We start from the raw sequence: 24,231 nt of genomic DNA on the forward strand, positions 1-24,231 counted from the left end.
GACTGGCGATAATTGCAAATGAAGCGGATGCTGGTCAATTTGAACAATCAAATCACAAAATACAACATTAATTTTCGGCGATGCGGTATTCACCGAATTCTTTTTTGTGCTAACCTTCGATCCAATTATCCGAGGCATCGTTAGTTTAGATGGCAAGCCGACCGAAGATCGGTGCCATTTGGTCAGATAAAAGGGAATTTATGTCTTCTTACAAGGACCTTCTCGCTCAGCGAGAGAAGCTGGAGAAGCAGATCGAAGAGGCCAAGTCGCGCGAATACGCGGAGGTATTGAGCGACGTCAAGCAAAAGATCGCCGATTACGGTTTCTCGCTCGTAGAACTCGGTCTCGGTCGCGGCAAAGCTGGAAAGGCGGGGCGGCCCCGCGCCGGTGTCGCGGCGAAATACCGCGATCCGGAATCCGGCGCGACCTGGTCGGGCCGTGGGAAGCCTCCTCGCTGGATTGCCGGCAAGAATCGCGAGCAATTCGCCATCTGAGCGCAACCTGCCTGCCAAACACAAAAGGCCACGCCCCCTCGAGGGGAGCGCGGCCTTTTGTGTTTTTGGTATCGGCCGCCGTGGCCGGCATTTGTCATAGAAATGTCATGTTTAGCGGTAAATGAAAATGCGTTGCGTTTTCATAAGCGGTTGATTTTGCTTGATTTTTTTGCCTTCGTGCCGAGCGCTTTCAAGTTCCGCTTGATAGAATTGCGGTGTCTTTCGCCGCATTCGATATTACATGTCTACTTTTTCAAACGACGACCTGGCCTCGGAAAAGCAGGCCGTCGCTCGCAAGAGCACGTTCGTCAGCATCGTGCTCAATGTGATTCTGGCGACACTGCAAGTGGCCGTCGGCGTAATTGCGCATTCCCAGGCTTTGATTGCGGACGGCGTCCACTCTTTGTCGGATTTGGTTTCCGATTTTGTGGTACTGCTCGCGAACCGGCATAGCGGCGCAAAACCGGACGCCGATCACAATTACGGCCATAGCCGTTATGAAACGGTTGCTTCATTCTTTCTCGGCGCGATCCTGATTGCGGTCGGCGTCGGGATGCTGTGGCGCGCGGGCGACCGGCTCGTGCATCTCGAGGATATCCCGCCCGTCCATGCGAGTGCGCTCGCGGTCGCGGTCGTCGTGCTGCTGTCGAAGGAGGGGCTGTTCCGCTACATGCTGCGCGAGGCGCAGCGCGTGCGCTCCGCGATGCTCGTCGCGAACGCGTGGCACGCGCGCTCGGACGCCGCGTCGTCGCTCGTCGTCGCGATCGGCATCGTCGGCAGCCTCGCTGGCGTGCGCCTTCTCGATCCGATCGCGGCGGCGATCGTCGGCTTCATGGTCGCGCGGATGGGTTGGACGTTCGGCTGGGATGCGCTGCAGGATCTGTCGGACCGCGCGCTCGACGAGAACGCGTCGGCCGAGATCCGCGCGCTCATCGTGTCGACGCCCGGCGTGCGCGACGTGCACGATCTGCGCACCCGCAAGATGGGCGATTCGGCGCTCGTCGACGCTCACATCCTCGTCGATCCGATGATGTCGGTCTCGGAGGGGCACTACATCGCGGAGGCGGCGCGCGCGTGCGTGCTGACCGACCGGCGCGTGCTCGACGCGCTGATCCACGTCGATCCGGAGCACGACGTCGCGCGCCGCGCGGTGCTCGATTTGCCGCCGCGCGAACAGATCGAGGGGCAGATCGAGACGGCGCTCGACAAGGCGGGGCTGCGGGCAGGCGCGATCAACCTGCACTACCTCAGCACGGGCCTCGAAATCGACATCACGCTCGCGCCGGATGCAAGCTTGGAACGCGCGGGCGGCGGCGATCCGGTTGCTCGTTTGGACGTCGAAGCATTGAAGCGCCGGTTCGGCGCGCGGCGCCTCGGCATTTCGCGCGCGCTCGCGTCGAGCGACGCGGCGGCCGCCGGCCGGCCGCACTGAGCCGGCCGGGGCGGCAAGCGGGCAAAAAGGGCTCACCGGGGCGCGCCGACACGTCGGCGCGCGCTGCTCGGCGCAAACGCAAACGGCCAACACAAACATCAAACGGCAAGCGCATGAGCGTCGCGTGAGAACGCACGCGCGACGGCGCGTCCCAACGCGTCAGAGCGGCAGTTGCGTATCGAACTTGATCTCGCGCAGCACGACGCTCGTGCGCACTTGCGACACGGCGGGAATCTTGAAGATCCGCTCGTGCAGGAAGACGTCGTAAGCCTTGATGTCGGGGGCGACGATCTTGAGGATGTAATCGGCTTCGCCCGTCGTGCTGTAGCACTCGGTCACTTCGGGGCAGGTCGCGATTTCCCGCTCGAACTGTTCGACGCCGCCTTCGTTGTGGCGGGTCAGGTGGACGTGCGCGAGCGCGCAGATATGGAGCCCGAGCTTCTCGCGATCGAGGAGGGCCGTGTACCGCTGGATCACGCCGGACTGCTCCATGTCCTTGATGCGGCGCCAGCACGGCGTGCTGGAGAGGCCGACCTGATCGGAGATCTCCTGCACGGAGCGGCGCGCGTCGAGCTGCAACAGGCGAAGGATTTTTTGCGAAAAGGTATCGAGGGTCACCTGCGCCTCCAAAGCGGCTACAACATTTGGCAATGGTAGAGGCGGGTGAAAGGAAAGGCAATCCGAAGGGCTTGAAACGAGCGAGATTCGCTAATTTCTCGGGCCGTCGGCGGCATTTTGTGCTGATTCGTCAGCTTCTTCGGTGGGCGGCGCCGACGCCTTCGCCGCCTGCATCGCGCGCAGGTCGGCGAGCATGTTGCAAAAGAGCGCGCCTTGCTCGATCGCGTCGTCGAGCGCGACGTGCGTGTGCGGATGATCGTCGAACCAATGCTTCGGGAAGCGCGGCTTGATCGCCTTGCGGTACGGCAGGCCCGTCATCGCGAACGCGAGCGTCTTGATGTCGAGCGCCGACCACGAGAACGGGCAGCGGCCGGCGAAGCGCATCATGTACCAGAACATGAACGTGAAATCGAAGCCCGCGGGCATCGCGACGAACACCGGCTTGCCGGGCAGAGCCTCGACCCATTCGACGTACGCGACGAGCGCCGTCTCGGGCGCCTGCAGGTCGCGCCGGCACGCGGCCCATGCTTCGGGCTGCGTCTTCCACCACGCATCCTGCACCGGATGCGGCGCCGCGCCCGGCAGCAACTCGAGATTCGCGGAGAACGTCGCGATCAGCTGCTTGTCCTCGGTGAACGCGGCGGACGCGAAGCTCAGCATCGAATGCGGGCCCGGGATCGGGCCGTCCGCCTCGACGTCGGTGCTGACGTAGATCTCGCGGCTCGGAACCGTCGGCGCGGCGCTCATCCCGCCACCCCGTCTGCAACGAACGGATTCGTGCGGCGCTCGTCGCCGAACGTCGACGCCGGGCCGTGGCCGGGCACGAACGTCACGTCGTCGCCGAGCGGCCAGAGCTTTTCGCGGATCGAGCGGATCAGGTCGGCGTGATTGCCGCGCGGGAAATCGGTGCGGCCGATCGAGCCGGCGAACAGCACGTCGCCGACGATCGCAAGCCGATGCGCGCGGCTGAAGAACACGACATGGCCGGGCGTGTGGCCCGGGCAGTGATAGACCTCGAGCGTTTCGTCGCCGAACGTGACGGTGTCGCCGTCGTCGAGCCAGCGGTCGGGCTCGAACGCCTCGGCGGCCGGAAAGCCGAAGCGCTCGCTTTGCATCGGCAGCTTCTCGATCCAGAAGCGCTCCTCCTCCTGCGGCCCCTCGATCGGCACGCCGTAATGCGCGGCGAGCCGCTTCGCGCCCGCGCAATGGTCGACGTGGCCGTGCGTGAGCAGCACCTTCTCGATCTGCGCGTTCTGCCGAGCGGCTTCCTGCTCGATCAGTTCGAGATCGCCGCCGGGATCGACGACGGCGGCGCGTCCCGTTTTCTCGCAGACGAGCAGCGAGCAGTTCTGCTGGAACGGCGTGACCGGAATGAGCGTGACTTTCATGGGGCGAGCGGCGGCTAAAAGCCCAGATTGTACTGGCCGGGCGGATTGCTCGCCGCGCGCGGCACCTTTATGCCGATTGTTTCGATCATAGAGAGAATCAATCGCTCACCCCCCCTGTTTTTGAGGCGGCTGTTTTCGTTTATGTATAATGCGGTCCAGTGTGCGTGGAAGACCACGCCGTCAGTGGGTGTTCGGAACCCGTTTTTGGTTTCCGTGACGCCGTCAATGCAAATGCCCGCCGGGGGTCCGGTGGTGCATCTAGTACCGATTCGTCGGTGCTCACGTCTTGTCCGGCCGGGCGCAACGCGTCCGCTGCGGCCCAGCTGCCGCGACGCCGGATGAGGCCTATGCCGCCGTTCCTGCGCGTTTGAGTCTACGACGCGCACGAACGTGGAAGCCATGTTCGATTGGCGGCATGTGGGGTCTGGTCAGGCTGCCGGGGACAGGTTGCGCCAGACGTGAAAGCTAATCAGGACCGGTTGCGGCAGAACGTGAGCCGCGCCAAATGCTGAGCCGCCCGCGCGCGAGCGCGATCGGGGCATGCATGTCCGTCCGGGTCGCATTCGTAGCAGCGCGGCCCGTACAAGCAGGCGACACGTCGATGAGATTTCGATTACCGAGGCAGCTCGGGACTCTAGTTGTATTTTTCGCGCTGACAGGCTGCGCGGTGCCGCCGAACGCACCGTCCGCCGAACAGGCGAAAAGCGCCGCGTCGAAGGACGCACTGCGCACGGCCGCAGCGGGCGCGGCCAACAATAAGGATACGGCGGGCGCACCGCTGAACTTCGACACGGCGCTCGCCTCGATGCCCGCCGCCGGCTCGCAAGATGCGTCGCGCCAATCGCTCGCCGACGCGAAGCCGATCGACGCCGCCGACGTCTCGGATTTCCGCCAGACCGGCCGGGCATCGTGGTACGGCAAGGGCTTTCATGGCCGCCGCACCGCGAACGGCGAACGCTTCAACATGAACGAACTCACGGCCGCGCATCGGACGCTGCCGCTCGCGTCGTACGTGCGCGTGACGAACCAGACGAACGGCAAGTCGGTCGTCGTGAAGATCAACGATCGCGGCCCGTTCTCGCGCGGCCGGATTCTCGATCTGTCGTACGCGGCGGCGAAGGTGATCGGCCTCGTCCATGCGGGCACCGCGCGCGTGAAGATCCAGGGCCTGTCGCCGGAAGAAGCGCGCGTCGCTCGCGACGAGATGCTCGCGTCGAACGCGGCGAAGTAACCGCGACGAACGTGCCGCATCGGCCGGACGGCCGACTATCGAACGCACGTGAAAAGGGCCGCTTCGCGCGGCCCTTTTACTTTTGCAGCGAATCCTTACTCTTCTTCGTTCTTCAGCGCGAGCGCACGCGCGTACAACGCGTTGCGCGACGCGCCCGTCAATGCCGCGGCGAGCTTCGCCGCGCTCTTCACCGGCACTTCGTCGAGCAGCAATCTGAGCAGCGCATCGTGCGCGGTTTCGTCGGCGGCGCGATCGTCCCGCGGCGCGCCTTCGACGACGAGCACGAATTCGCCGCGCTGCCGGTTTGCGTCGGCGCGCAGCCACGTCGGCCCTTCGGCCAGCGTGCCCTCGAACAACTCCTCGTGTAGCTTGGTGAGCTCGCGCGCGATCAACAGGCGCCGCTCGCCGCCCAGCGCCGCCGCGAGCGCTTCGACAGTCTCGACGATCCGGTGCGGCGCCTCGTAGAACACGAGCGCATACGGATGAGCCTTCAGCGCCTGGAGCGCCGCTTCGCGCTGCTTCGGCTTCGGCGGCAGGAAACCCGCGAACGTGAACGCGCCCGCCCAGTCGCCCGCGACGCTCACGGCCGAGGTGGCCGCGCTCGCGCCCGGCAGCGGGATCACGCCGAGGCCCGCGGCGCGCACCGCGTCGACGAGCTTCGCGCCCGGATCGGAGATGCCAGGCGTGCCGGCGTCCGACACGTAAGCGATCCGCTCGCCCGCGCGCAGATGGTCGACCAGCTTCGCCGCGGCCGCGCGCTCGTTGTGCTCGTGCACCGCGACGAGCGGCTTCGAGATCCCGTAGCGGGCGAGCAACTGGCCCGTGTTGCGGGTGTCCTCGGCGGCGATGCGATCGGCGAGCGCCAGCACGTGCAGCGCGCGCAGCGTGATGTCGGCGGCGTTGCCGATCGGCGTCGCGACGACGTAGAGGGCGCCCGTCGGATATTGCTGCGCCCGCGCGAGATCGAGGAGGGAAGTCATGACACGAAAGGCGCCCGCACGCGGCGCAAACGAAGGAAGCCCCGCATTGTGCCATGCGCGCGCGGCGGGGCAGCAAACGCGCGGCGCCGAAGCCGTGCAGCGCGACAACTTTTCCGCGGCGGCCGGGTCCAAGCGCGTCGTCGGCGCCGCGTTCGAGACGCGCGCGCTGCGCTTCCTCGAGCGCGCGGGGCTCGCGCTCGTCGCGCGCAACGTGACCGTGCGCGGCGGCGAGATCGACCTCGTGATGCGCGAGCGCGACGGCACGCTCGTGTTCGTCGAAGTGCGCGCGCGCACGAGCGCACGCTACGGCGGCGCCGCGGAGAGCGTCGGCGCGCGCAAGCGAATGCGGCTCCTGCACGCGGCGCACGTGTTCTGGGCGCGCACGGGCGGCGCGAGCGCATGCCGCCTCGATGTCGTCGCATTCGAACGCGGCCGGCTCGTGTGGCTGCGCGACGCATTTCGCGTCGACGACGCGGGCTAGCTTGTGTCGAGATGTAAAGAGATGCGGCGACGCTCGGGCGGCGAGTGCGGAGTGCGGTAAACTCGCCGCACTCACGATGCCGCGCGACGCAGACCACGCGCGCAGTACCCGATTAGGAATCGATGTCAGTCGAACGTATTCAGCAACATATCCGCGACAGCGCGGCGCTCGCTCACGAAGCGCTCGATGCGCTGTCGCTGCCGATCGCGGCGGCCGTCGACGCGATGTTCATGGCGCTCGCGAACGGCAACAAGATCGTCGCGTGCGGCGACGGCCCGTCGGCCGCCGCGGCCGAGCGGCTCGCCGCCGCGCTGATCGGCGGATTCGAGCGCGAACGGCCCGGCCTGCCGGGACTCGCGCTCCACAACGAGGCGGGCCGCCCGGGCTCCACGGCCGATGCCGATCAGATCTTCGCGCAACAAGTGCGCGCGCTCGGCCAGACGGGCGACGTGCTGCTCGTGCTCGATCCGCTTGGCGAATCGCCGCGCGTGCGGGCGGCGGTCGAGGAGGCGCGCGAGCGCGAGATGATCGTCGTCGCGCTGACGGGCCACGGCGGCGGGCGCCTCGGCGCGTCGCTCGCCGACACCGATATTCAGATCTGCGTGCCGTCCGAGCGGGCGGTGCGCATTCAGGAAGTCCATCTGCTGACCATCCACTGCCTGTGCGACGGCATCGACGCGATGCTGCTGGGCGAGGATTGATTCGAAGGAGAGCCGTCGATGAGTAACAGCCGCGTCAGACAGACGCTAGTCAGAACCACGCTCGTGATCGGCCTGTCGGCCGGCCTCGCCGCGACGCTGCAGGGCTGCGTGCTCGCGGTCGCGGGCGCGGCGGCGGGCGGCGGCGCGCTCGTCGCGACCGATCGCCGCACGCTCGGCGCGCAGACCGAGGATCGCGAGATCCAGGTGAAGGCGCTGACGCAGATGAACAACGGGCTGCCGGACGGCTCGCACACGAACGTGACGGTGTTCAACCGCCGCGTGCTGCTGACGGGCGAAGTGCCGAGCGACGCCGCGAAGCAGCGCGCCGAAGAGATCGTCCGCGGGATCAACAACGTGAACGCGATCGTCAACGAGCTCGCGGTCGGGCCGGCGAGCTCGCTGTCGGACCGGGCGAACGACTCGTACCTCGAAGGCCGCGTGAAGACCGCGATGATCGCCGAGAAGGGCATCTCCGCGAACAACTACAAGGTCGTGTGCGAGCGCGGCAACGTGTATTTGATGGGCCTCGTGACGAGCGACGAAGGCAATCGCGGCGCGGACGTCGCGAGCCGCGTGCCGGGCGTCGAGAAGGTCGTCAAGGTGTTCCAGTACATCAAGCCGCAGGAAGCGGAGGCGCTGACGGCGGCGACGCCCGCGAGCGGCGCGTCGGCCGCCGCCGCGCCCGCGACGGCGGCCGAAGGCGCGACGGTCGGCGCGGTGCCGGATTCGAGCGTCACCGCGACGCCGCTGCAAGCGCCCGCGCCGGTCTCCAATTCGACGAACGTGCATCCGGGCAATCCGAAGGCGGGGACGCCTTAATGGTTGCGAAGTATGCGAAACGGGTGATGGGCGGCGCGGCAGCAGTCGTCGCGGCGTTCGGTTGCGCGATGGCGAGCTTGCCGGCGCATGCGGATGTCGGCGACGGCCTGAAGGTTGCGCGCAGCAATGCGTGCATGGGGTGCCACGCGGTGGATCGCAAGCTCGTCGGGCCGTCGTTCCAGCAGATCGCCGAGCGGTACAAGAACGACAAGCAGGCGGAGCCGAAGCTCGCGAAGAAGGTGAAGGACGGCGGCTCCGGCGTCTGGGGCGCGATCCCGATGCCAGCGCACCCGCGGATGAGCGACGCCGACGTACGCTCGGTTGTCCAATGGGTGCTGGCCGGTGCGCCGTCGAAATAATCGGTGCAAACCTGTTGCCAAGATCAGATGGCGTGATGTATGATCGTCGGCTGTTGGTGAGGGGCGGTAGCTCAGCTGGGAGAGCGTCGCGTTCGCAATGCGAAGGTCGGGAGTTCGATCCTCCTCCGCTCCACCATAAATTCCAGTAAAAACAACGCGCTACGTCTTGCGATGTAGTGCGTTGTTTTGCATTTGGAAGCAGGTTTTGGCACACCATGTGTGCCAAATTTGTGCCATCACTCCGCCGCCGCGTCCTTTCCCATCTGCATGACACTGCCGCACACTGCTGGTAGACTCATACTGCCTGAGAAATTTGGGTTTGCCGCGCGCTGAAGACGTACAGAACGGCTACGAGACAAAAGCAAAGGGTGGATGCGGGTAGCGCCGCTCAAATCCCAAGAAGCGTGGAGCCACGGACTGTTCAGCAGCACCTACCATAAGCGGAATTGGTAGGAGAGCAAGAAAGGATGCCCTTTGGGCCATCGCCCGGCACGTGTCCCGCCTATTCCGGATGAGAAGGTTGGCAAAGAGCGACGCGTGCTAGGAAAGCGGGCAAGGAAGCGAGGGGGAAACCCCGCCGAAGTTTTGAGACCGATGCGATGTCGGCCCTCTGCTGCTCAGTTGAGCAACGCAAGGTCGTCTAGGCCAAGACTCGGTTCCGCGGACCTCATCCAACTTGACTGATCGCAGATCAGTCGGGCTTGGAGGCGTTCGCCCGTGAAATCACTCCTGACCGTAGAAGAACTTTCCAACTATCTCCATAAGTCTGTCGCAAGCATCCGCAGCGACGCTACTCGCAATCCGCAGTCCCTTCCGCCGATTTGCCGCCTGCCGAACACCAAGCGGCTGCTTTGGCGCCTCGAAGACGTAGAACGCTGGTTGGCTGCTCATGTTGAGGGCATGCCTCGCCCGGCGACCTTGGCCTGTTCCGACGACCTTCGACCACGCCGAGGCCGTCCTACCAAAGCCGAGCAGGTTGCGCGGCAGCGGAGCTTGCGCCGCAAACAGGTCGGTGCACATCCTACTGAAGCTGCGGCCGAGGCGTGAGCCATGCAGCCTTTCATCGTCGAGGCGACGCCGCCGGCGTCGCCAGGCGAGGCTCGTGATGCGTCCGCATCGACGCATTCGCGCCTTGCACCGTTCAGACACCGGCAGTGTGATTTCTTCGTCGCCGACATTCTCGACGCGTCACCGAAAGACGACGTAGCTAGCATGGAGCACCCGCTGTTTGCCTTGCGTGCCGGCGACCGACGCATACGTGTGTACGAGCGCAAAGGAACCAAAGTAACTGTAAAGCCTGGAGTCGATGGCTGCGCGACGATTCACGACAAAGACCTATGGATCTATTGCATCAGCCAACTGGTTGAGGCGAAGAACCGAGGCCGTGAGATCACGCGTACGGTTCGCTTCACTGCCTACGATTTCCTGCACTCGACCAACCGTGACACCAGTGGCCGCGCCTACATCCGTATGGGAGGGATGCTGGCTCGGCTCACCGGCACGCGCATCGAAACCAACATCGAGACAGCGGGTAAGCGTGAGCGCGGGTTCTTCGGCTTGGTTGATTCAGCCAAGGTCATCGAGCGCGACGGCGACAATCGCATGGTGGCCGTGGAAGTGACCTTGCCTGATTGGCTGTTTCGCAACATTGAGGCCATGCAGGTACTTACCCTTTCACCAGACTACTTCCGCTTGCGCAGGCCGCTGGATCGGCGCATCTACGAGCTGGCCCGCAAGCACTGCGGCAAGCAGCCAACCTGGAAGCTGGGTATCGCGACATTACACGAGAAGAGTGGCAGCGCTGACAAGCTATTCAAGTTCCGTAAGCGCGAATTTAACCCCACCTAGAATCGAAAGCTGAACGAGCGCAGGCTTGCGTCCGCAACTACAACTTGCGGACGCAACCGATGACACAGAACGAAGTTGATTTCCTGCCACTGCGGGTGACCGGCGTGACCGCGACGGGCAAGCGCAGGTTTGACGCCGAGGGTAAGCGCAAGCTGATTGAAGCCTGCCTGCAGCCGGGCGCGTCAATTGCCGGACTGGCGTTGAAGGCGGGTGTGAACGCGAACCAGCTGCATAAGTGGATTCAATTGCGCGAACGCGCGAATGCTGCTGTGACGGCGTGCGTCGAGCCCTTGCCATCGGCATTCGTGCCGGTCGTTCCGATCAACGAGGTGGCACCGGTGCGCACGAACCCCGAGCCGGTGAACGTACGGCGAACGTCACACAGGTACGAAGCGGCGAAGGCAATGACGCCGGCGCGACTATCAGCGCAGTTGCCCAACGGCGTAACGCTACAGCTCGAATGCGCCGCACACGATGGCGCTCTCGTGAAGGCGATGATCGAAGCGTTGGGGGCACGCTGATGTTCCGCTTCGACGCGGACCTGCAGATCTACCTGCACCGCGAGCCCATCGACTTCCGCGCCGGCATCAACAGCCTCGTCGCGCTGGTCGAGCAGTCGATGCTGCTCGATCCGCTTGCGCGAGCCGTCTTCGCGTTCCACAACCGCAAACGCGATCGCGTGAAGCTTCTGCTGTATGACCGGGCCGGATTCTGGCTCCTATTGAAACGCCTCGAGGCCGACCGTTTCGTTTGGCCCCGCCGTCAGCAAGCCGTGATCGAACTGACGGCCGAGCAGCTTCACCTGCTGCTCGACGGCGTCGATATCGACGCCGTGCGCCGCCACCCAGCGCGGCAGTACTGCCACACGAACTGAAGCAGGGTATCGCCGCTGTTGCCAGTAAACAACGGCGGCTTTAGCTGTTACAAATTCGCGTAAACCTATTTGGCTCTGCGTTTCGCTATCGTTGAGCGCATGTCCCCTCCCAATCTCCCCCGACTTCCGCGCACCGCCAAGGCCTATATCCACAAGCTGGAGGAGCGGGTGGCGGCCGATGCTCAGGTCATTGCCGAGCGTGACGCCAGGATCGACGAATTGACCAAGCGCCTGGATGCGCTGGAAGAGCAATATCGTCTCGCGTTGGCCCGACAGTACGCGCCGAAGAGCGAGAAGCGCCGCGACCGCGTGTTCAACGAGGCCGAAGAGGCAGCCCACGCTGAGCCGGCCGAGGAGGACGACGGCGAGCCGCTGACGTTGCCCGATACCGGGTTGCCGGAACCCGGCCAGCCTGAACCGCGCAAGCGTGGCCGCAAACCGCTGCCCGCGGACCTGCCGCGCGAGCGAATCGAGTACGACCTGCCCGAAGACCAGAAGATCTGCCCGTGCTGCAGCAAGGCAATGCATCGGATGGGCGAGGAAATCAGCGAACAGTTGCACATGCAGGTCAAGGTCTCGGTGCTGCAGCACGCGCGTTTCAAGTACGCGTGTCGGCACTGCGAGCGTCACGGCACGCACACACCGATCGTGGTCGCGCCGATGCCGGCGCAGCCCTTGCCGGGTAGTCACGCCAGTGCATCGATGATCGCCGCCGTCACGGCCGGCAAGTATGTCGACGGCACGCCGCTGTACCGGATGGAAGACGTGCTCGCACGCTCGAATATCGCAGTCAGCCGCGGTACGCTGGCGAACTGGATCATCCGCCCCGCCGAGCTTCACTACACGCGCCTGTTCAAGGCGCTCAAGAAGATTCTGCTCAGCCAGTGGCTGATTCACGGCGACGAGACCACCGTCCAGGTCCTGAAGGAGAACGGCCGAAACGCGCAGGACAAGTCATACATGTGGGTCTACCGAAGCGCGGAGGATAGCGAGCAGCCGGTGGTGCTGTTTGAGTACCAGCCGGGGCGTGGCCAGCAGTACCCGAAGGAGTTCCTCGGAGACTACGCGGGCACGCTGATGACGGACGGCTGGCCTGCGTGGCGGACGGTCAAATCGGCCACGCACCTCGGATGCCTTGCGCATGGACGCCGGATGTTCACGGATGCGCTCAAGGGGCAGAAGAACAAACCGAGCCCCCGCATCACGAAGGCGCTCGAATTCTTCCAGGCGCTGTACCAGGTCGAGACGCTCGCCAAACAGACGTTGCCCGAAGGCGAGACGCTGGCCGATTACCGGTACCGCTTGCGCCAACAGCACAGCGTGCCGTTGCTAAACGCCTTCAAGAGTTGGCTCGACGAGCTCGCGCCGAAGGTTCTGCCCAAGAGCCTGCTAGGCGAGGCGATCGGCTACTGTCTCCGGCAATGGCCTTACCTGAGTCGCTATGTGGACGATGGCCGGTTTGCAATAGACAACAACGTCATCGAACGCGACATCAGGCCGTTTGCCACGGCGAGAAAGTCGTGGCTCTTCAGCGATACGGTCGACGGCGCGAAAGCGAGCGCGATGGTCTACAGCCTGATGCTCACGTGTCGAGCCTGTGGCGTCGATCCCCATGCCTATCTGCTGCACGTGCTGACCGAATTGCCGCAGCGCGCACCGGATGCCGATATTAGCGACCTGCTACCGTTCAACTTCGCTCGACAGCAAGCCGTTACCGGGTAACTCCGATCGCTACCGCGCTGGGCCGAAGTATTGGTCCCACTGTTCCGAATCGGGATCGAGTCGGCGCACAATCGCGTCGTCTGCCCGCGCGATCAACCGTTCCAGCATCTGGCGCTTCGTTACCGAGTAACGGCGAGCTAACCGCGTCAGAGCAAGATACGCTTCCGTGCTCATCCACATATCCAGACGTCGATCACCGTTGCCGTCCTTGCCTGCCGTCTCGCGCCTTGCCCGATAAGCCGCCTGCCGCTGCGCCGTCGTTTGCGTCATCTCGCATCTCCTTCGTTACCCGGTAACTATCGATTCGAAACATGTTACCCGGTAACACGTCACCTAACGACGTGTGGCGGATTTAGCGCTTACCAAGTTCCGGGCAGCCATCAAGGCGCTGGCGGCATCAGGCGAGCTACCGGACTACCGCATGGCCTATGATCCGGGGGCCGACGTTGTAACGTTTTATGCCAACGGCCCGAAAGGCTATCAAGCTGAGATCGCGGCCATGATGAAGGGTTTGCCTCATACGTCGGCCAAGGCTCGCGAGAGGGTACATGCCCGCAGAAGCGGCAGGCTCAAATGATGCTGGAATCGCGCGCCTGACACTGTGGATAACTTGGCCCCGCTTGTGAATTGCCACGTGCTTTTAGGGATGCAGAACTGTGGGTTGCCACGTGCTTTCAGGGATGAGCCCCTTCGTGCCTTTACGGATGGGAACATCCCGAGAAGCCTTGCGCAGCAAGGGTTTCAAGAATCGTAACGCGCGCGCGCGATTTAACTCTCTAAACCTTAACGTCTCAGTTGTGTGCCACGGTAGCCAGAGCGTGGTTCGAACTTGTCGACCACGCGCGGTTCGCGCGCCGGGGCGGCCGGCGCCGATCATTGGAGTCCGCGACTCAAGGAACTGTGCGCAGCGTGGTCAGCTTAGCGGACTTGATCGCCTCGAAAAAACCACCGCTCTTAAAGCGTGCGGTCTCGCCAGGGCCAAGGTGATCGAAGCTCACGGTGGCCCCGCCCTGGCTCACGTGGCCGTCTGCCGCATAACCGTTGAACGCCGCCGAGACATAAACGGTGCGATCCGCGTTGTTGGTGATTTGCCCGACAACGGAGTTGTTCTCGCCCACCTGATATGTGATGCCTATCTTCCGAGCATATTGCCCGTCGTAGTCTGCTTCGGCATGCGCCGTCAGGCTATATGTCGCGGCGATAGCAAGCAATCCGTACACGAGTTTGCGGCGGTTGAATTTCATAGCTTCCTCTCAGGTTTATAGCGTTGTTGTGGCAAGTCGCGCCCCTGGCGGGTTCAACGTGTCCTCCATCTGTCAAGAGAGGTGGCCGCGCAAATTCGGACAGTCGGGTAAGTGGAATGCCCGGGGCCTGAGCCAGCGATAATGCAGGCAAAGGAACCGGAAAGATGACGAAGAGAACCCGACGGACGCACTCAGCGGCGTTCAAAGCGAAAGTGGCCCTGGCGGCGGTCAAGGGCGAGCGCACGCTGGCCGAACTGGCGCAGCAGTTCGATGTGCACCCGAACCAGATCACGGAGTGGAAGCGGCAACTGCAGGAGCGTGCGGCGGATGTGTTCGGCGCGGCCGCTCCACCGTCGAACGAGCCGCCGGTGGACGTGAAAACGCTGCACGCGAAAATCGGACAGTTGACGCTGGAGAACGATTTTTTGTCAGGAGCGCTCGGCAAAGCCGGACTGCTGAGCGCAAAGCGATGATTGACCGTACGCATGCGCTGCCGGTTTCGCGACAGACGCGACTGGTTGGCATCGCGAGATCGAGCGCGTATTACCGGGCGCAGCCAGTGAGCGAGGCGGACCAGTTGCTGATGCGGCGGATCGACGAACTGCACATGGAGTTTCCGTTTGCCGGAGCGCGGATGCTGGCGCGTCTGTTGCGCCGGGAAGGCTATGAGGTCGGCCGCCGCCGCGTGCGCACGCTGATGAAACGCATGGGCGTGGAAGCGCTGTACTGCAAGCCGAACACGAGCCGACGCAATGCGCAGCACAAGATCTGGCCGTACCTGCTGCGCGGCATGAAAATCGCCCGGGCCAATCAGGCGTGGGCACTGGACACGACATACATTCCGATGGCGCGAGGCTTCGTGTACCTGACGGCAGTAGTGGATTGGTCAAGTCGCAAGGTGCTCTCGCACCGGGTGGCGATCACGCTGGAAGCAGTGCACGCCGTCGAGGCGCTCGAGGAAGCGTTCGCGCGCTACGGGCTGCCGGACATTGTGAACACCGATCAGGGCAGCCAGTTCACGGCGGGCGCGTTCACCGAGGCCGTACTGGGTCGAGGCGTGCGGCTGTCGATGGACGGTAAAGGGGCCTGGCGCGACAACGTGTTCGTCGAACGCGTGTGGCGCAGCGTCAAGTACGAAGAGGTTTACCTGCGAGCTTACGAGTCGGTCAGCCATGCCCGGCGCTCCATCGGCGACTACATCGAGCTGTACAACCGAAAACGGCCCCATTCGAGCCTGGCGGATCGGACGCCGGATGAGGCATACTTCGCGACGCTGCCTGCGATCAAATCGGCAGCATGATTGCCTCGGACGTTCCACTTAAAAATCTCAGAAAACTGTCCGAACGAGTGAGGCCACCTCTCTCAACTCGTCCGCCATCTTTACGAAGTCAATGTCGACCCCACCGGGAAGCGTCAGGAGACCGTTCGTGAGACGCGGTAATACGTCCGGATGGTAATAATTGTCCATGCTGCGTTTACGTGTCAGGAACGCTGTTACGCGCGGCCGAGCATTCATTTCTTCGAGCCAATCGATCTTTCCTTGGGCTAAAGGCAGAGCCGCAGCGGTTCGGTCGGAGTCCTGCAGCATGACTTGCGGGACATCGAGTTTGTCGAGGTATCGTCGCTCGACCCAATCTTTGAGTGTGTGATCGCCGCCACCGATCGTCCAAAATATCCCTGTCTCATCGATTGCCGGTATTTCGCCGGCAGCTACCATCACGCCGATCAAGGAGCGGAGAGCGTCGATATCCGTTTTCCCTTCGACAAGTACGGCCACTTTGAGGCCCGGCTTGGCAACTGGATCGGGGAGTACGCCGAGCGCGTCAGCGATTTCGCTGAAAATCGAGTTATCGATATGCCCGCTGCGTACACGAATGACCTTTGTATCTGGGTCTCGGTCGACGAAAAGTAGACTGTCGAGCGGGATAAGGCCGGCGAGCCCGGGAACATGGGTAGTGAGAATCACTTGATCGCCCGCGTCAGCTAACGCGCGTAGAGCCTCAATGATCTGCTGTTGATTGTCGGGGTGTTGTGAAGTTTCCGGCTCTTCGATTGCGTAGACAACGCGACGCTGGGGGGCGTTACCGGCTACTGCATCAGCACGGCGCTTTTCAGCCTCGGCTTGAAAGAAACTCAGAAGCACAAGCCGCCTGACACCTGATCCGCGCTTGTTGAGGGGAATCCCGTCATCGGCTTCGAGGTCGAGTTTGAAAACGTTCTTCCAGGGGGGGCGCTTGAATTTCGGCTGGAGGGTCGAAGCGATGTCGGGGTAGGTCTCCTTCAGTTTCGCAACGGTGCGATCGGCAGTCTCTTGCGCCTTCTGTTGAACTTGGCTCGTGATTTCTTCTAGTTTCTGCTCAAGCGCCTCAAGAGCTTGCTCGATGGCCAGCTTCATTGGGTTTTGTACCTCGGGATCCTGATCGTTACTTGGGCGGTCCGATTGGAACAACGCGAAGATTGGCATGTAGGATTGCAGGCTCTTCCACACCTCCTTCCCGTTCTCGTCGTTAAGCGGCACCTCACGCAGTCGAGTCTGAAGGTCGCCGATCGACTGGTAGATTGCCAATCGCATAGACGGATTCTCAGCTTGATTGCAATTGTTCTGCAAACCGCGTTCCCGGATTAGCGTGCGGAGATCTCGCTGGCTCTTCTGAAGGATGTCGGACGCTTCCGGGGCCGTGGGGTGTACGGCCTTCGCGAAGATAGTCGCCTTGGGCGCTTGGTTCGCACAGTTGAATACCTTTACTACTTCAAGGTCTCCAGCGTCGTTGAGCAGGTATTCATTTTGGAGCGTGGTCGGTGCGTTAGAGTCCAGCACGAGCCGATCGGGCAAGTCCCCGAAGACAACGCCAATTCGCACATTCCTAGAGTCGCCGCCTTTGCTTGCATCGGCCGAGTCGATCTTGACAGTGCCGCCCTCGAAGAAGATATCGAGAGCCTCTAGGATGGACGACTTCCCAGCATCATTCCGGCCAATTAGGCCAGTAAGCTGCGATATAGGGATAACCGTGGGGGCCCTGTAGGCTCGGAAATTTTCAAGAACAACGGCCTTGATAAGCATAGGGTCCCCTCCCCCAAACTGGTTATCTGCGAACGGTATGGTCTATGTGGCTATTGAAGGCTAATGTCCGAAAGCTTCTTTGGCGTGCCGTCACGAAGATCAATGATGTGGTCTGGCTCAGAAGCGCACCATGCGTACGATCCCCATGCCAGTTCGGACACGCTCTTCTTGAATGCTGCATGCCCGCGATCGTGGTAAGCGGTCAGGAAGGCGAGGTGATGTTCGTTGAATCCGGCGTCAAGCGCTAGCGAAGTGAGTGCGACTTTGCGCTCGCGATCAATGGGGCCGTCCGAAGCAACGACTTCCGCAAAGACAACGATCATGTCCGCGCCGGCGGCATCAGTGCCGAGATCGACGAGGATGATGTCGGGAAGCGCCTTTGATGCGTCGATCTTGAGGCCGAGAGCAATTGCCAACGCCTCGTCGCGGGCGACCACCTTATTGCCCGACTCCGAAAGCCAAAGCACGGCCGGATTTTTCAAGAACTTTGGCGCGAACACCTCAATGACTGCCTTGGCAATGACACTCGAGGGGCCGGGCTTCAGCAGCCGAATTTCACCGCCAGGGAAGGTCACGGATACGGCGTCGCGTGCAACTGCTGCACCCTGCTTGACCAGACGGACACGAGCGATTGCAGCTTTCGAGAGGTGCTTGTTCTGCCAATCAGAGATGGCCGCCTGCAGGTCGTCACCGGTCAGATTGGGATTGAAGAGGGCTGCCAATGCAGCATTGAGCGCATATTTCGGTTTGGAAGAGGTTGTTGGCACGCCCTCGCGCTCGACCACTGCGCGGCAAGGCACGAAGCCCGAACGAATCGTTTCGTCTCGAACTGGCTCACGGCTATTCACCGCATACCAAGTATTTGCCGGTCGCTGCTTTTTGTTCGACAAGGAAAACTTAATCCAAGCCTCTCGATCGGAGTCATTGAGCAAGGCGGACTGCGCATCCGTCATATCCGTTACTTGACTTGGTCTGATCCAGTGGCCGCTGCCCTCGATAGCGCCTGCGTAAAACATGACGTATACGGTTCGAGCCGCCATCTCGCGGATGACGTAGTTTCGGTGCTCCGTTCCTTCTGGAAATATGATGGGCAAACGATCTGCAATGATATGCAGAGGAGGGACGGCGGGTAACGGCACTTTATGCAACTCCATAGCAGGCGGCAATGGCGCGTTCTATCGCGGTCTTGGCGGCTCCGCGATGCACTAGCGCTTCGATTTCTTGTAACTGATTTGTTGACGGCAAGGGCAGTGCATTTAGTTCGTAGGCCGAGACAGCCACGCTGCCGCTGATGCAACGGAAGGCGCGATCCACCGCTTCACTATTGAGTAACGCCGTAATGGTTCTCGGCGATACGCGGGCCGTGAGCGGTGATGCCTGAACCATATTCAAATGGTTTTCGATGACGGCGCCACCATGTTCGTCCAGAAACTGCTGCGGCAGAAGCGCGGCCAGCAAACGACGGTTTTGTTCCTTCGAGGTCGTTCGTTGCACAAGCACACAAGACTCGCGCGCTACCAAATGAGGCTGGTCGTGATTGACCGCGATGAAGGGGACGTGATTCCGTCGCTCAGAGCTGAATACAAATCCGTCCGGTACAACCGATTCCGCCCAGATGAGTGGCAGTGTGTCAGTCGCTCGTTCGGTGCGGAGTTGGGTCTTGTGGCGATTCCATACAAGTGGCCCGGTGGACACGGTGTAGCCGAGGTCGGCGAGGCGCGTCGGCATTGCAGTAATAGTCTGCAAGAAGGCGGCATCCGCGGGTGTTCGCGGTAACAACCACGGATCACCGGTGGTAGTGATGGCCACGTGACCAACTGGCTCGACGCGTGCGGCATTCAAGCCTTGTGGTATCACGACGGACACTGCAGCGGGCACTTGCCGCCGATCGCGAGTGTACGTGGTCAACATGGTTTCCTGCAGGACGTCGTCGAACACCCCATTCCGGTCGGTAACGAAGTCGAATGCGGCTGGCGACATCTCAGCAGTCAGCAGCTCGCGCAAAGCTTTGAAATACTGCCCGCCAAGGAACGAGGTAGGGGTTAGATAGGCCACTACTCCAGTTGGTTTGACGAGGCGCAGCGCGAGATCCGTGAACAAGCCGTAGAGATTCGCGTGACCATAAAGCGAGCGGGCGTAGTGCTGCCGCATCGGTTCATCAAGGGTCACTCGGCCGTATGGCGGGTTGCCGATGACCAGGTCGAATGTACCGATTTCTTGTGGACGCAGGGCGTCACCAACTGTGACTACGTCGGGCAAGCGGCGCTTAGCTTCGACACAAATTGGCATCACGGCCGCTTCTAGCAGCACGCGGGTCATCCATGCTGCAAAGGGATCAATTTCGAGGCCACGGAGTCGTTTGCCGAGTCGGCGAATTGTCCAGTCGGCTGAGGCGTTTCCTGATCTTGCGATCATCCGCAGCGCCACCGGGGCTAAGAACGCGCCCCCTCCGCAAGCTGGATCAATCACCGTTCCATGTGTGAAGTCGAACCCTGCGGCTTCGGCCTGGTCCAGGAGCCGACTGACCAAGGGAGGGGGAGTGTAATAGGCCCCCATCTCAGATCGCAGTGACGCGGGTAGCATCACGGTGTAGATCGAACCAATCAGATAGCCAGCATCTTCGACAGGGAACTCTGCCACCAGACGACCGGTATTCTCGGCCATCTTCTGCACATCCATCGCTACGGTCGGCAGCGAGAGAGGTACAGGACGAACTTTCATGGTCGTGTTGAGGCGTTGAGCGAGTTCAACCCAGTAGGCACCAATCACCGCCGCGCAAAAGGCTCGGGCGTGAGCCAGGCGGCTCTTCTCGGTTTTACGCGCATCAGCGTAGCCGCGCGCCATAGCTTTGCACGCGTGATATCGGTGCAGTGGGTCCAGTGCGAGGTCAGTCGTAACGGCAAGGGCTCGCATGTTCATTTGGAGGGCTCTTGATGGGCAGTAAAAAGACTTCGTTGACCATGCTGCTGCGTCTCGGTGAAAGTGCGCATGAATTCGCGCAGCACTTCTGCTGCGATGCGATTTTGATCGCGACAGGCCTGCACGAACGCGTCGCGCAGTTCCTTCTCGACTCGAATTCGCATTCCGGAGTCTTTCGTTGGCATGGCCGGAAGGTAACATATGGATACACATTCGTGTATCCAGATTGCGTGACCTACGTCAGTCGCTTGGCGAGGTCCTCAGCTCGAGGATGGTAGTAGCGCATCAACATGCGAGGGTCCTTGTGGCCCGTGATTTTTGTCAACTCGTGCATGGGAAATATGGACGCGAGGCGCGAAGTCGCTTCATGCCTCAGATCGTGAAAGCGGAGATCGAGCAGGAGCCGATCATCAGGCCGGCGCGCGATCGTTTGGCATTCGTCGACGTACCTCTTTCGAGCTCGAGCTACGGCTCGCTCGAAAGCGCGGGTTACCGCATCGCCTCGGATGGCAAAAACCGGCCCAGTGCCGTTTGTTCGATTGGTATCACGATGTTCCGTGGGGACGGCACGTTTGTCGTTCAACGTTTGAAGGACAGAAACCGCAAGCGTGGACAGAGGAACGTCGCGTGCGCTGCCGTTTTTTGTTGCAGGCAAATGGGCGACTCGGCGCTTCAAGTCGATGTGCTCCCACCGCAAGGCTACAATTTCACCTCGGCGCATGGCGGTCTCAACTGCGAGCCAGATGATGGCCGGTAGGAGTGGGGATTCGCTAGCTGCCACGATCCGTTCAAGCTCACCATCCTGGGTGTTCCGGTCAGACTGGTCGTCATCACGCCCGGCTGCATTGAGGGGCGGATCATCAATGGCAATGCGGCGAGTGCGCGCGTTGTTCGGCTGCGGCTTGCGAACCAACTCTACAGGGTTGGACAAGCTTTCCATGCCCCATTCCTTTCGCGCCACATTGAAAACATGGGACAGGACAGCCAAGCGTCGTAGCACGGTGGCTGGTCTGTAATCCTTTAACCACTCGTCGCGAATTTTCGCAAGGTCGGCGCTTCGAATCGAAGCGAGGGGCCGTTTGGCCAAATCGGTAGCCATGCAGGCCTTTAGAACCGACGTCTCTTGGGCCAAGCCTTTCTTCGCTGCAGAGACTTCCCTTTCATAGCGCAACAGGGCTTCGTGCAGCGTGGTTGTCTCGGCTTCGCTGCGACTAACCCACACACCGCGCGACATTTCGGACTCGATCATGTTGGCCCAAGCTTCTGCTTCGGCCTTCGTATCGAAAGTCTTACTTTGCGCTGGGTAGCCATGTCGGCGCACTTGCGCGCGCCACTGATATGGGCCTCGTTTTGTGATGGTAGCCATCGGCTGAAACGGTCATCTCGATCTCTGTGTGCCAAAATTGTGCCATAAAAGGCTTGAATCTCGTGGAATCACTGACACTAAAGGGGACGTTTTTACATTCGCAATGCGAAGGTCGGGAGTTCGATCCTCCTCCGCTCCACCAAACGGATTCAAGGGCTTAGCCGTAAGGCTAGGCCCTTTTTATTTGCTCAATCTATTGATTCGATCGGGATCATCAGATCGGGAATTCCTCGGGGCGAGCAGCGGCGAGCCGAATCGCACATCGGCTCGCGCATCCGGATGCCGTCAATCCGTCGCGCGCCGCTCACCGCGAGTCAATTACCCCTGGCCATACCTCCGCTCCAGCGCAGCCGACTTCCCGCCCTCCGGCTCGAGTTTCAGCACGTAATACAGCACGACCAGCAACACGAGCCAGGCCGGCCCGACATAAAGCGCAATCCGCGTATCCGGAAAATAGGCCATCAACCCGACGACGAGCACGAGAAACGCCAGCGCTACCCAAGACCCATACGGCCAGAACGGCATCCGGAACCGCAGCGCACGCTCCTCCGCCGGCGCGAGGGTTGCGCGAAACTTCATCTGCGTGACGAGAATGACGCCCCACGTCCAGATCGCCCCGAACGTCGAAATCGACGTCACCCACACGAACACCTTCTCCGGCACCAGGTAGTTGAGCAGCACGCCCACGAGCAGCGCCGCCATCGAAACGAGAATTGCCCGGCGCGGTACGCCGCTTGCCGTCGTCTCGCCGAACTCGCGCGGCGCGTGGCCTTGCTGCGCGAGGTTGTACAGCATGCGCCCGGTGCTGAAGATGCCGCCGTTGCACGACGAAAGCGCCGTCAGCACGACGAAGTTGATGATGCCCGCGGCCGTCCTGATGCCGAGCCGCTCGAACGTCATCACGAACGGGCTGCCTTGCGTGCCGATCTCGTTCCACGGGTAGATCGACAGAATCACGAAGAGCGCGCCGCCGTAGAACAGCAGGATGCGCCAGAACACCGAGTTGATCGCGCCCGGAATCGTCTTCTGCGGATTCTCCGCTTCGCCCGCCGTCAGTCCGATCATCTCGACGCCGAGGTACGCGAACATCACCATCTGCATCGACATCAGCACGCCTTGCGCGCCGTTCGGGAAGAAGCCGCCGTGCGCCCAGAGGTTCGAGACGCCCATCGGCACGCCGTGATTGCCGATGCCGAATGCGATCATCGCGATGCCCGCCGCGATCATCAGGACGATCGTCACCACCTTGATCAGCGCGAACCAGAATTCGAACTCGCCGTACGCCTTCACGGTGAGCAGATTCACGGAGCCCATCGCGGCCAGCGCCGCGAGCGCCCAGATCCAGCGCGGCACGTCCGGAAACCAGATGCCCATGTAGATGCCGACCGCCGTGATTTCGGCGATGCAGGTGACGAGCCAGAGGAACCAGTAGTTCCAGCCCGTCAGGTAGCCGGCGAGCGGCCCGAGGTAGTTGCGCGCGTAGCGGCTGAACGAGCCGGCGACCGGTTCGTGCACGGCCATCTCGCCGAGCGCGCGCATGATCACGAAGATCACGGCGCCGCCGATGATGTACGACAGGATGATGCCGGGGCCCGCCATCTTGATCGCGTTGGCCGAACCGAGGAAAAGGCCGACGCCGATCGCCGCGCCGAGCGCGATCAGGCGCATCTGCCGTTGCCCGAGCCCTCGGTGTAGGTCGGCTTCGTGACTTCGTTTCTGCATCGTGATGTCTCCTTTGGGGGTTTGTGATGAAATCGATCACGCGCGCGTCGGCATCGTGCGGCGCGCGCACGCGTCTCGCATCGTCGCGACGACGGCGAACAGATGTGGATCGGCTGAGCGAAGGCGTGCGTGCGCCGCTTCAGGCGCGCGCGGTGCCCGCGTCTCGCTTGCGTGAGCCGGCGTGACTCAAATGGAAGAAGGAACGGACGACGCGGGGCGCATCGCAGCGCGATGCCGGCGGGCGCGATCGGCGCTCGGGCGCGAGGGTGGGCGTGATGCGCGCGTCTCGGTTCGCGCGGCAAATCGTCGGATGCATCGAGCGGTGTCTCCAGCATGCATGAACAGATGCTCCTCGGTCGGAGTCTGGTATTTGGCGCTATGCTAGTGGCTGTTCGCGAGTGGATGTTCCTGTATTTGTCTTAATTTTAGAAAAAGAAACTATGGCCGCGTGGCCGCGCATCGCCGTGCACGATGCGCCCCGGTCGCGTGTCCCGTTCGAACGACGACATTCACGGAGTCCGATCATGCCGATCGACAGCGGTTGGGTTGCGTCTACAGGAGTGCCCGCGGCCATCTACTTGTTCTGTCTGGGCTATGCGCTTTTTCGCGCGTTCGGGCCGCGCCGCTCGCGTTATCCGAAACTGATGCGCTTCTATTCGATTGTTTGTGCGTGCGCGATGCTTTTCGGAATGCTCGTGACGATCGGCGTCACGATTCGTGCGAGCGACGCATCCGCGCTTGCGTCGCTCGGAGCCACGATTACGTTCATCGGGATCGTCGGCGTGTTGATCGGTGGCATGTGCGAAGCGACCGTGTCGTTCGGCAAGCGTTGGGAGCGCTGAGCCGGCCGCGCGTTTCACGCGCGTTCGACGGAGCGGGCGGGGCTGGATGTCGTTTGTTCTGGCCAGTCGAGAAACGAATGTCGGCCAACATTCGCAACTAACGAGCAGGGCATTTAAGACCCGCCCAGTG

General features: G+C 62.1%; 26 protein-coding genes and 1 tRNA gene. 15 read left to right on the top strand and 12 right to left on the bottom strand.

Annotated features, from left to right (window positions below; translation table 11 throughout):
• Positions 1-200: 200 nt before the first annotated feature.
• Both WS78_RS00075 and WS78_RS00080 read left to right on the top strand, forming a co-directional pair.
• The gene (locus WS78_RS00075) at positions 201-494 is read left to right on the top strand and encodes an H-NS histone family protein (protein WP_038746752.1); all 294 of its coding nucleotides are present in this window, start codon (positions 201-203) and stop codon (positions 492-494) included.
• Positions 495-735: 241 nt separating this feature from the next.
• Positions 736-1,926: a cation diffusion facilitator family transporter gene (locus tag WS78_RS00080; protein ID WP_059578096.1), complete on the top strand. Its 1,191-nt coding sequence runs from the start codon at positions 736-738 to the stop codon at positions 1,924-1,926.
• 159 nt (positions 1,927-2,085) lie between these two features.
• Here the strand turns inward: WS78_RS00080 and WS78_RS00085 are convergent, their stop codons facing one another.
• From WS78_RS00085 to WS78_RS00095, 3 genes are all read right to left on the bottom strand, one after another.
• Positions 2,086-2,544, bottom strand: a complete 459-nt coding sequence (locus tag WS78_RS00085) for an Lrp/AsnC family transcriptional regulator (protein WP_010107036.1) — start codon at positions 2,542-2,544, stop codon at positions 2,086-2,088.
• A gap of 90 nt (positions 2,545-2,634) precedes the next feature.
• On the bottom strand, positions 2,635-3,291 hold the full coding sequence (locus WS78_RS00090) for a 3'-5' exonuclease family protein (protein WP_038746631.1): 657 nt from the start codon (positions 3,289-3,291) through the stop codon (positions 2,635-2,637).
• Positions 3,288-3,932: an MBL fold metallo-hydrolase gene (locus tag WS78_RS00095; RefSeq protein WP_038746634.1), complete on the bottom strand. Its 645-nt coding sequence runs from the start codon at positions 3,930-3,932 to the stop codon at positions 3,288-3,290. The genes WS78_RS00090 and WS78_RS00095 overlap by 4 nt, the downstream gene beginning before the upstream one ends.
• 601 nt (positions 3,933-4,533) lie before the next feature.
• Here WS78_RS00095 and WS78_RS00105 point away from each other — a divergent pair.
• Positions 4,534-5,163, top strand: coding sequence for a septal ring lytic transglycosylase RlpA family protein (locus tag WS78_RS00105; protein ID WP_059578100.1), 630 nt, complete (start codon positions 4,534-4,536; stop codon positions 5,161-5,163).
• A 95-nt stretch (positions 5,164-5,258) separates the two neighbouring features.
• Here WS78_RS00105 and rsmI read toward each other — a convergent pair whose 3' ends face one another.
• On the bottom strand, positions 5,259-6,143 hold the full coding sequence (gene rsmI, locus WS78_RS00110; protein ID WP_059578104.1) for a 16S rRNA (cytidine(1402)-2'-O)-methyltransferase: 885 nt from the start codon (positions 6,141-6,143) through the stop codon (positions 5,259-5,261).
• 46 nt (positions 6,144-6,189) lie between these two features.
• Between rsmI and WS78_RS00115 the strand changes: the two genes are divergently transcribed.
• From WS78_RS00115 to tnpC, 9 genes are all read left to right on the top strand, one after another.
• Positions 6,190-6,624 carry a YraN family protein gene (locus tag WS78_RS00115; RefSeq protein ID WP_059608723.1) on the top strand — a complete coding sequence of 145 codons (435 nt, stop codon included), beginning with the start codon at positions 6,190-6,192 and terminating at the stop codon, positions 6,622-6,624.
• A 122-nt stretch (positions 6,625-6,746) separates the two neighbouring features.
• Complete coding sequence (locus WS78_RS00120; protein ID WP_038746648.1) at positions 6,747-7,325, top strand: SIS domain-containing protein; 579 nt, start codon at positions 6,747-6,749, stop codon at positions 7,323-7,325.
• An 18-nt stretch (positions 7,326-7,343) separates the two neighbouring features.
• The gene (locus WS78_RS00125; RefSeq protein ID WP_038746651.1) at positions 7,344-8,144 is read left to right on the top strand and encodes a BON domain-containing protein; all 801 of its coding nucleotides are present in this window, start codon (positions 7,344-7,346) and stop codon (positions 8,142-8,144) included.
• The gene (locus WS78_RS00130) at positions 8,144-8,503 is read left to right on the top strand and encodes a c-type cytochrome (protein ID WP_038746654.1); all 360 of its coding nucleotides are present in this window, start codon (positions 8,144-8,146) and stop codon (positions 8,501-8,503) included. The genes WS78_RS00125 and WS78_RS00130 overlap by 1 nt, the downstream gene beginning before the upstream one ends.
• 60 nt (positions 8,504-8,563) lie before the next feature.
• Positions 8,564-8,639, top strand: a tRNA-Ala gene (locus WS78_RS00135).
• A 914-nt stretch (positions 8,640-9,553) separates the two neighbouring features.
• Entirely contained in the window at positions 9,554-10,351 is a 798-nt protein-coding gene (locus tag WS78_RS00145; protein WP_226377180.1) for a replication initiator protein A, read from the top strand.
• A gap of 59 nt (positions 10,352-10,410) precedes the next feature.
• Positions 10,411-10,872, top strand: coding sequence for an IS66-like element accessory protein TnpA (gene tnpA, locus WS78_RS00150; RefSeq protein WP_059584105.1), 462 nt, complete (start codon positions 10,411-10,413; stop codon positions 10,870-10,872).
• Complete coding sequence (gene tnpB, locus WS78_RS00155; RefSeq protein WP_059580646.1) at positions 10,872-11,225, top strand: IS66 family insertion sequence element accessory protein TnpB; 354 nt, start codon at positions 10,872-10,874, stop codon at positions 11,223-11,225. The genes tnpA and tnpB overlap by 1 nt, the downstream gene beginning before the upstream one ends.
• A gap of 99 nt (positions 11,226-11,324) precedes the next feature.
• On the top strand, positions 11,325-12,947 hold the full coding sequence (tnpC, locus tag WS78_RS00160) for an IS66 family transposase (RefSeq protein WP_059670996.1): 1,623 nt from the start codon (positions 11,325-11,327) through the stop codon (positions 12,945-12,947).
• 9 nt (positions 12,948-12,956) lie between these two features.
• Here the strand turns inward: tnpC and WS78_RS00165 are convergent, their stop codons facing one another.
• Entirely contained in the window at positions 12,957-13,217 is a 261-nt protein-coding gene (locus tag WS78_RS00165; protein WP_059574446.1) for a hypothetical protein, read from the bottom strand.
• 151 nt (positions 13,218-13,368) lie between these two features.
• Between WS78_RS00165 and WS78_RS35440 the strand changes: the two genes are divergently transcribed.
• Complete coding sequence (locus tag WS78_RS35440) at positions 13,369-13,524, top strand: hypothetical protein (RefSeq protein WP_226377181.1); 156 nt, start codon at positions 13,369-13,371, stop codon at positions 13,522-13,524.
• 313 nt (positions 13,525-13,837) lie between these two features.
• Here WS78_RS35440 and WS78_RS00170 read toward each other — a convergent pair whose 3' ends face one another.
• Positions 13,838-14,191, bottom strand: coding sequence for an FxLYD domain-containing protein (locus WS78_RS00170; protein WP_059581326.1), 354 nt, complete (start codon positions 14,189-14,191; stop codon positions 13,838-13,840).
• 164 nt (positions 14,192-14,355) lie between these two features.
• Here WS78_RS00170 and WS78_RS00175 point away from each other — a divergent pair.
• Positions 14,356-15,491 (top strand): IS3 family transposase gene (locus WS78_RS00175; protein ID WP_394335868.1). Its coding sequence is split into 2 segments (ribosomal slippage): positions 14,356-14,611 and positions 14,611-15,491, totalling 1,137 coding nucleotides; the frame shifts between segments, so codons are not numbered across the junction.
• Positions 15,492-15,518: 27 nt separating this feature from the next.
• On the opposite strand, the gene WS78_RS00180 is transcribed toward WS78_RS00175, so the two are convergent.
• From WS78_RS00180 to WS78_RS00205, 6 genes are all read right to left on the bottom strand, one after another.
• Positions 15,519-17,252, bottom strand: a complete 1,734-nt coding sequence (locus WS78_RS00180) for an ATP-binding protein (RefSeq protein WP_059582689.1) — start codon at positions 17,250-17,252, stop codon at positions 15,519-15,521.
• A 50-nt stretch (positions 17,253-17,302) separates the two neighbouring features.
• Positions 17,303-18,406: a BsuBI/PstI family type II restriction endonuclease gene (locus WS78_RS00185; RefSeq protein WP_082717647.1), complete on the bottom strand. Its 1,104-nt coding sequence runs from the start codon at positions 18,404-18,406 to the stop codon at positions 17,303-17,305.
• Positions 18,393-20,096 (bottom strand): HsdM family class I SAM-dependent methyltransferase, encoded by a 1,704-nt coding sequence (locus tag WS78_RS00190; protein ID WP_081073563.1) that lies wholly within the window; start codon positions 20,094-20,096, stop codon positions 18,393-18,395. Before WS78_RS00190 ends, WS78_RS00185 begins: the two co-directional genes overlap by 14 nt.
• Before the next feature lie 71 nt (positions 20,097-20,167).
• Positions 20,168-20,335 carry a plasmid-related protein gene (locus WS78_RS00195; protein WP_226377182.1) on the bottom strand — a complete coding sequence of 56 codons (168 nt, stop codon included), beginning with the start codon at positions 20,333-20,335 and terminating at the stop codon, positions 20,168-20,170.
• Between the two features lie 71 nt (positions 20,336-20,406).
• Complete coding sequence (locus tag WS78_RS00200) at positions 20,407-21,537, bottom strand: site-specific integrase (protein WP_059582683.1); 1,131 nt, start codon at positions 21,535-21,537, stop codon at positions 20,407-20,409.
• A gap of 318 nt (positions 21,538-21,855) precedes the next feature.
• A complete protein-coding gene (locus tag WS78_RS00205; RefSeq protein WP_059582678.1) occupies positions 21,856-23,259 on the bottom strand; it encodes an amino acid permease in 1,404 nt (467 codons plus the stop codon).
• 524 nt (positions 23,260-23,783) lie between these two features.
• Here WS78_RS00205 and WS78_RS00210 point away from each other — a divergent pair.
• A complete protein-coding gene (locus WS78_RS00210; protein WP_038746661.1) occupies positions 23,784-24,101 on the top strand; it encodes a hypothetical protein in 318 nt (105 codons plus the stop codon).
• Positions 24,102-24,231: the final 130 nt, after the last annotated feature.

Origin of the sequence: Burkholderia savannae, from assembly GCF_001524445.2 — a bacterium.
In the GTDB taxonomy this organism is placed as follows: domain Bacteria; phylum Pseudomonadota; class Gammaproteobacteria; order Burkholderiales; family Burkholderiaceae; genus Burkholderia; species Burkholderia savannae.

Bases quoted from the DNA above. Each gene is read 5' to 3' on its own strand.
- WS78_RS00145 (WP_226377180.1), top strand. From the start codon at position 9,554: ATGCAGCCTTTCATCGTCGAGGCGACGCCGCCGGCGTCGCCAGGCGAG.
- WS78_RS00185 (WP_082717647.1), bottom strand. From the start codon at position 18,406: ATGGAGTTGCATAAAGTGCCGTTACCCGCCGTCCCTCCTCTGCATATC.
- WS78_RS00195 (WP_226377182.1), bottom strand. From the start codon at position 20,335: ATGCGAATTCGAGTCGAGAAGGAACTGCGCGACGCGTTCGTGCAGGCC.
- WS78_RS00170 (WP_059581326.1), bottom strand. From the start codon at position 14,191: ATGAAATTCAACCGCCGCAAACTCGTGTACGGATTGCTTGCTATCGCC.
- WS78_RS00190 (WP_081073563.1), bottom strand. From the start codon at position 20,096: ATGGCGCGCGGCTACGCTGATGCGCGTAAAACCGAGAAGAGCCGCCTG.
- WS78_RS00095 (WP_038746634.1), bottom strand. From the start codon at position 3,932: ATGAAAGTCACGCTCATTCCGGTCACGCCGTTCCAGCAGAACTGCTCG.
- tnpB (WP_059580646.1), top strand. From the start codon at position 10,872: ATGTTCCGCTTCGACGCGGACCTGCAGATCTACCTGCACCGCGAGCCC.
- tnpC (WP_059670996.1), top strand. From the start codon at position 11,325: ATGTCCCCTCCCAATCTCCCCCGACTTCCGCGCACCGCCAAGGCCTAT.
- WS78_RS00200 (WP_059582683.1), bottom strand. From the start codon at position 21,537: ATGGCTACCATCACAAAACGAGGCCCATATCAGTGGCGCGCGCAAGTG.
- WS78_RS00105 (WP_059578100.1), top strand. From the start codon at position 4,534: ATGAGATTTCGATTACCGAGGCAGCTCGGGACTCTAGTTGTATTTTTC.
- WS78_RS00090 (WP_038746631.1), bottom strand. From the start codon at position 3,291: ATGAGCGCCGCGCCGACGGTTCCGAGCCGCGAGATCTACGTCAGCACC.
- WS78_RS00130 (WP_038746654.1), top strand. From the start codon at position 8,144: ATGGTTGCGAAGTATGCGAAACGGGTGATGGGCGGCGCGGCAGCAGTC.
- WS78_RS00205 (WP_059582678.1), bottom strand. From the start codon at position 23,259: ATGCAGAAACGAAGTCACGAAGCCGACCTACACCGAGGGCTCGGGCAA.
- WS78_RS00120 (WP_038746648.1), top strand. From the start codon at position 6,747: ATGTCAGTCGAACGTATTCAGCAACATATCCGCGACAGCGCGGCGCTC.
- rsmI (WP_059578104.1), bottom strand. From the start codon at position 6,143: ATGACTTCCCTCCTCGATCTCGCGCGGGCGCAGCAATATCCGACGGGC.
- WS78_RS00210 (WP_038746661.1), top strand. From the start codon at position 23,784: ATGCCGATCGACAGCGGTTGGGTTGCGTCTACAGGAGTGCCCGCGGCC.
- WS78_RS00080 (WP_059578096.1), top strand. From the start codon at position 736: ATGTCTACTTTTTCAAACGACGACCTGGCCTCGGAAAAGCAGGCCGTC.
- WS78_RS35440 (WP_226377181.1), top strand. From the start codon at position 13,369: ATGGCCTATGATCCGGGGGCCGACGTTGTAACGTTTTATGCCAACGGC.
- WS78_RS00165 (WP_059574446.1), bottom strand. From the start codon at position 13,217: ATGACGCAAACGACGGCGCAGCGGCAGGCGGCTTATCGGGCAAGGCGC.
- tnpA (WP_059584105.1), top strand. From the start codon at position 10,411: ATGACACAGAACGAAGTTGATTTCCTGCCACTGCGGGTGACCGGCGTG.
- WS78_RS00075 (WP_038746752.1), top strand. From the start codon at position 201: ATGTCTTCTTACAAGGACCTTCTCGCTCAGCGAGAGAAGCTGGAGAAG.
- WS78_RS00180 (WP_059582689.1), bottom strand. From the start codon at position 17,252: ATGCTTATCAAGGCCGTTGTTCTTGAAAATTTCCGAGCCTACAGGGCC.
- WS78_RS00125 (WP_038746651.1), top strand. From the start codon at position 7,344: ATGAGTAACAGCCGCGTCAGACAGACGCTAGTCAGAACCACGCTCGTG.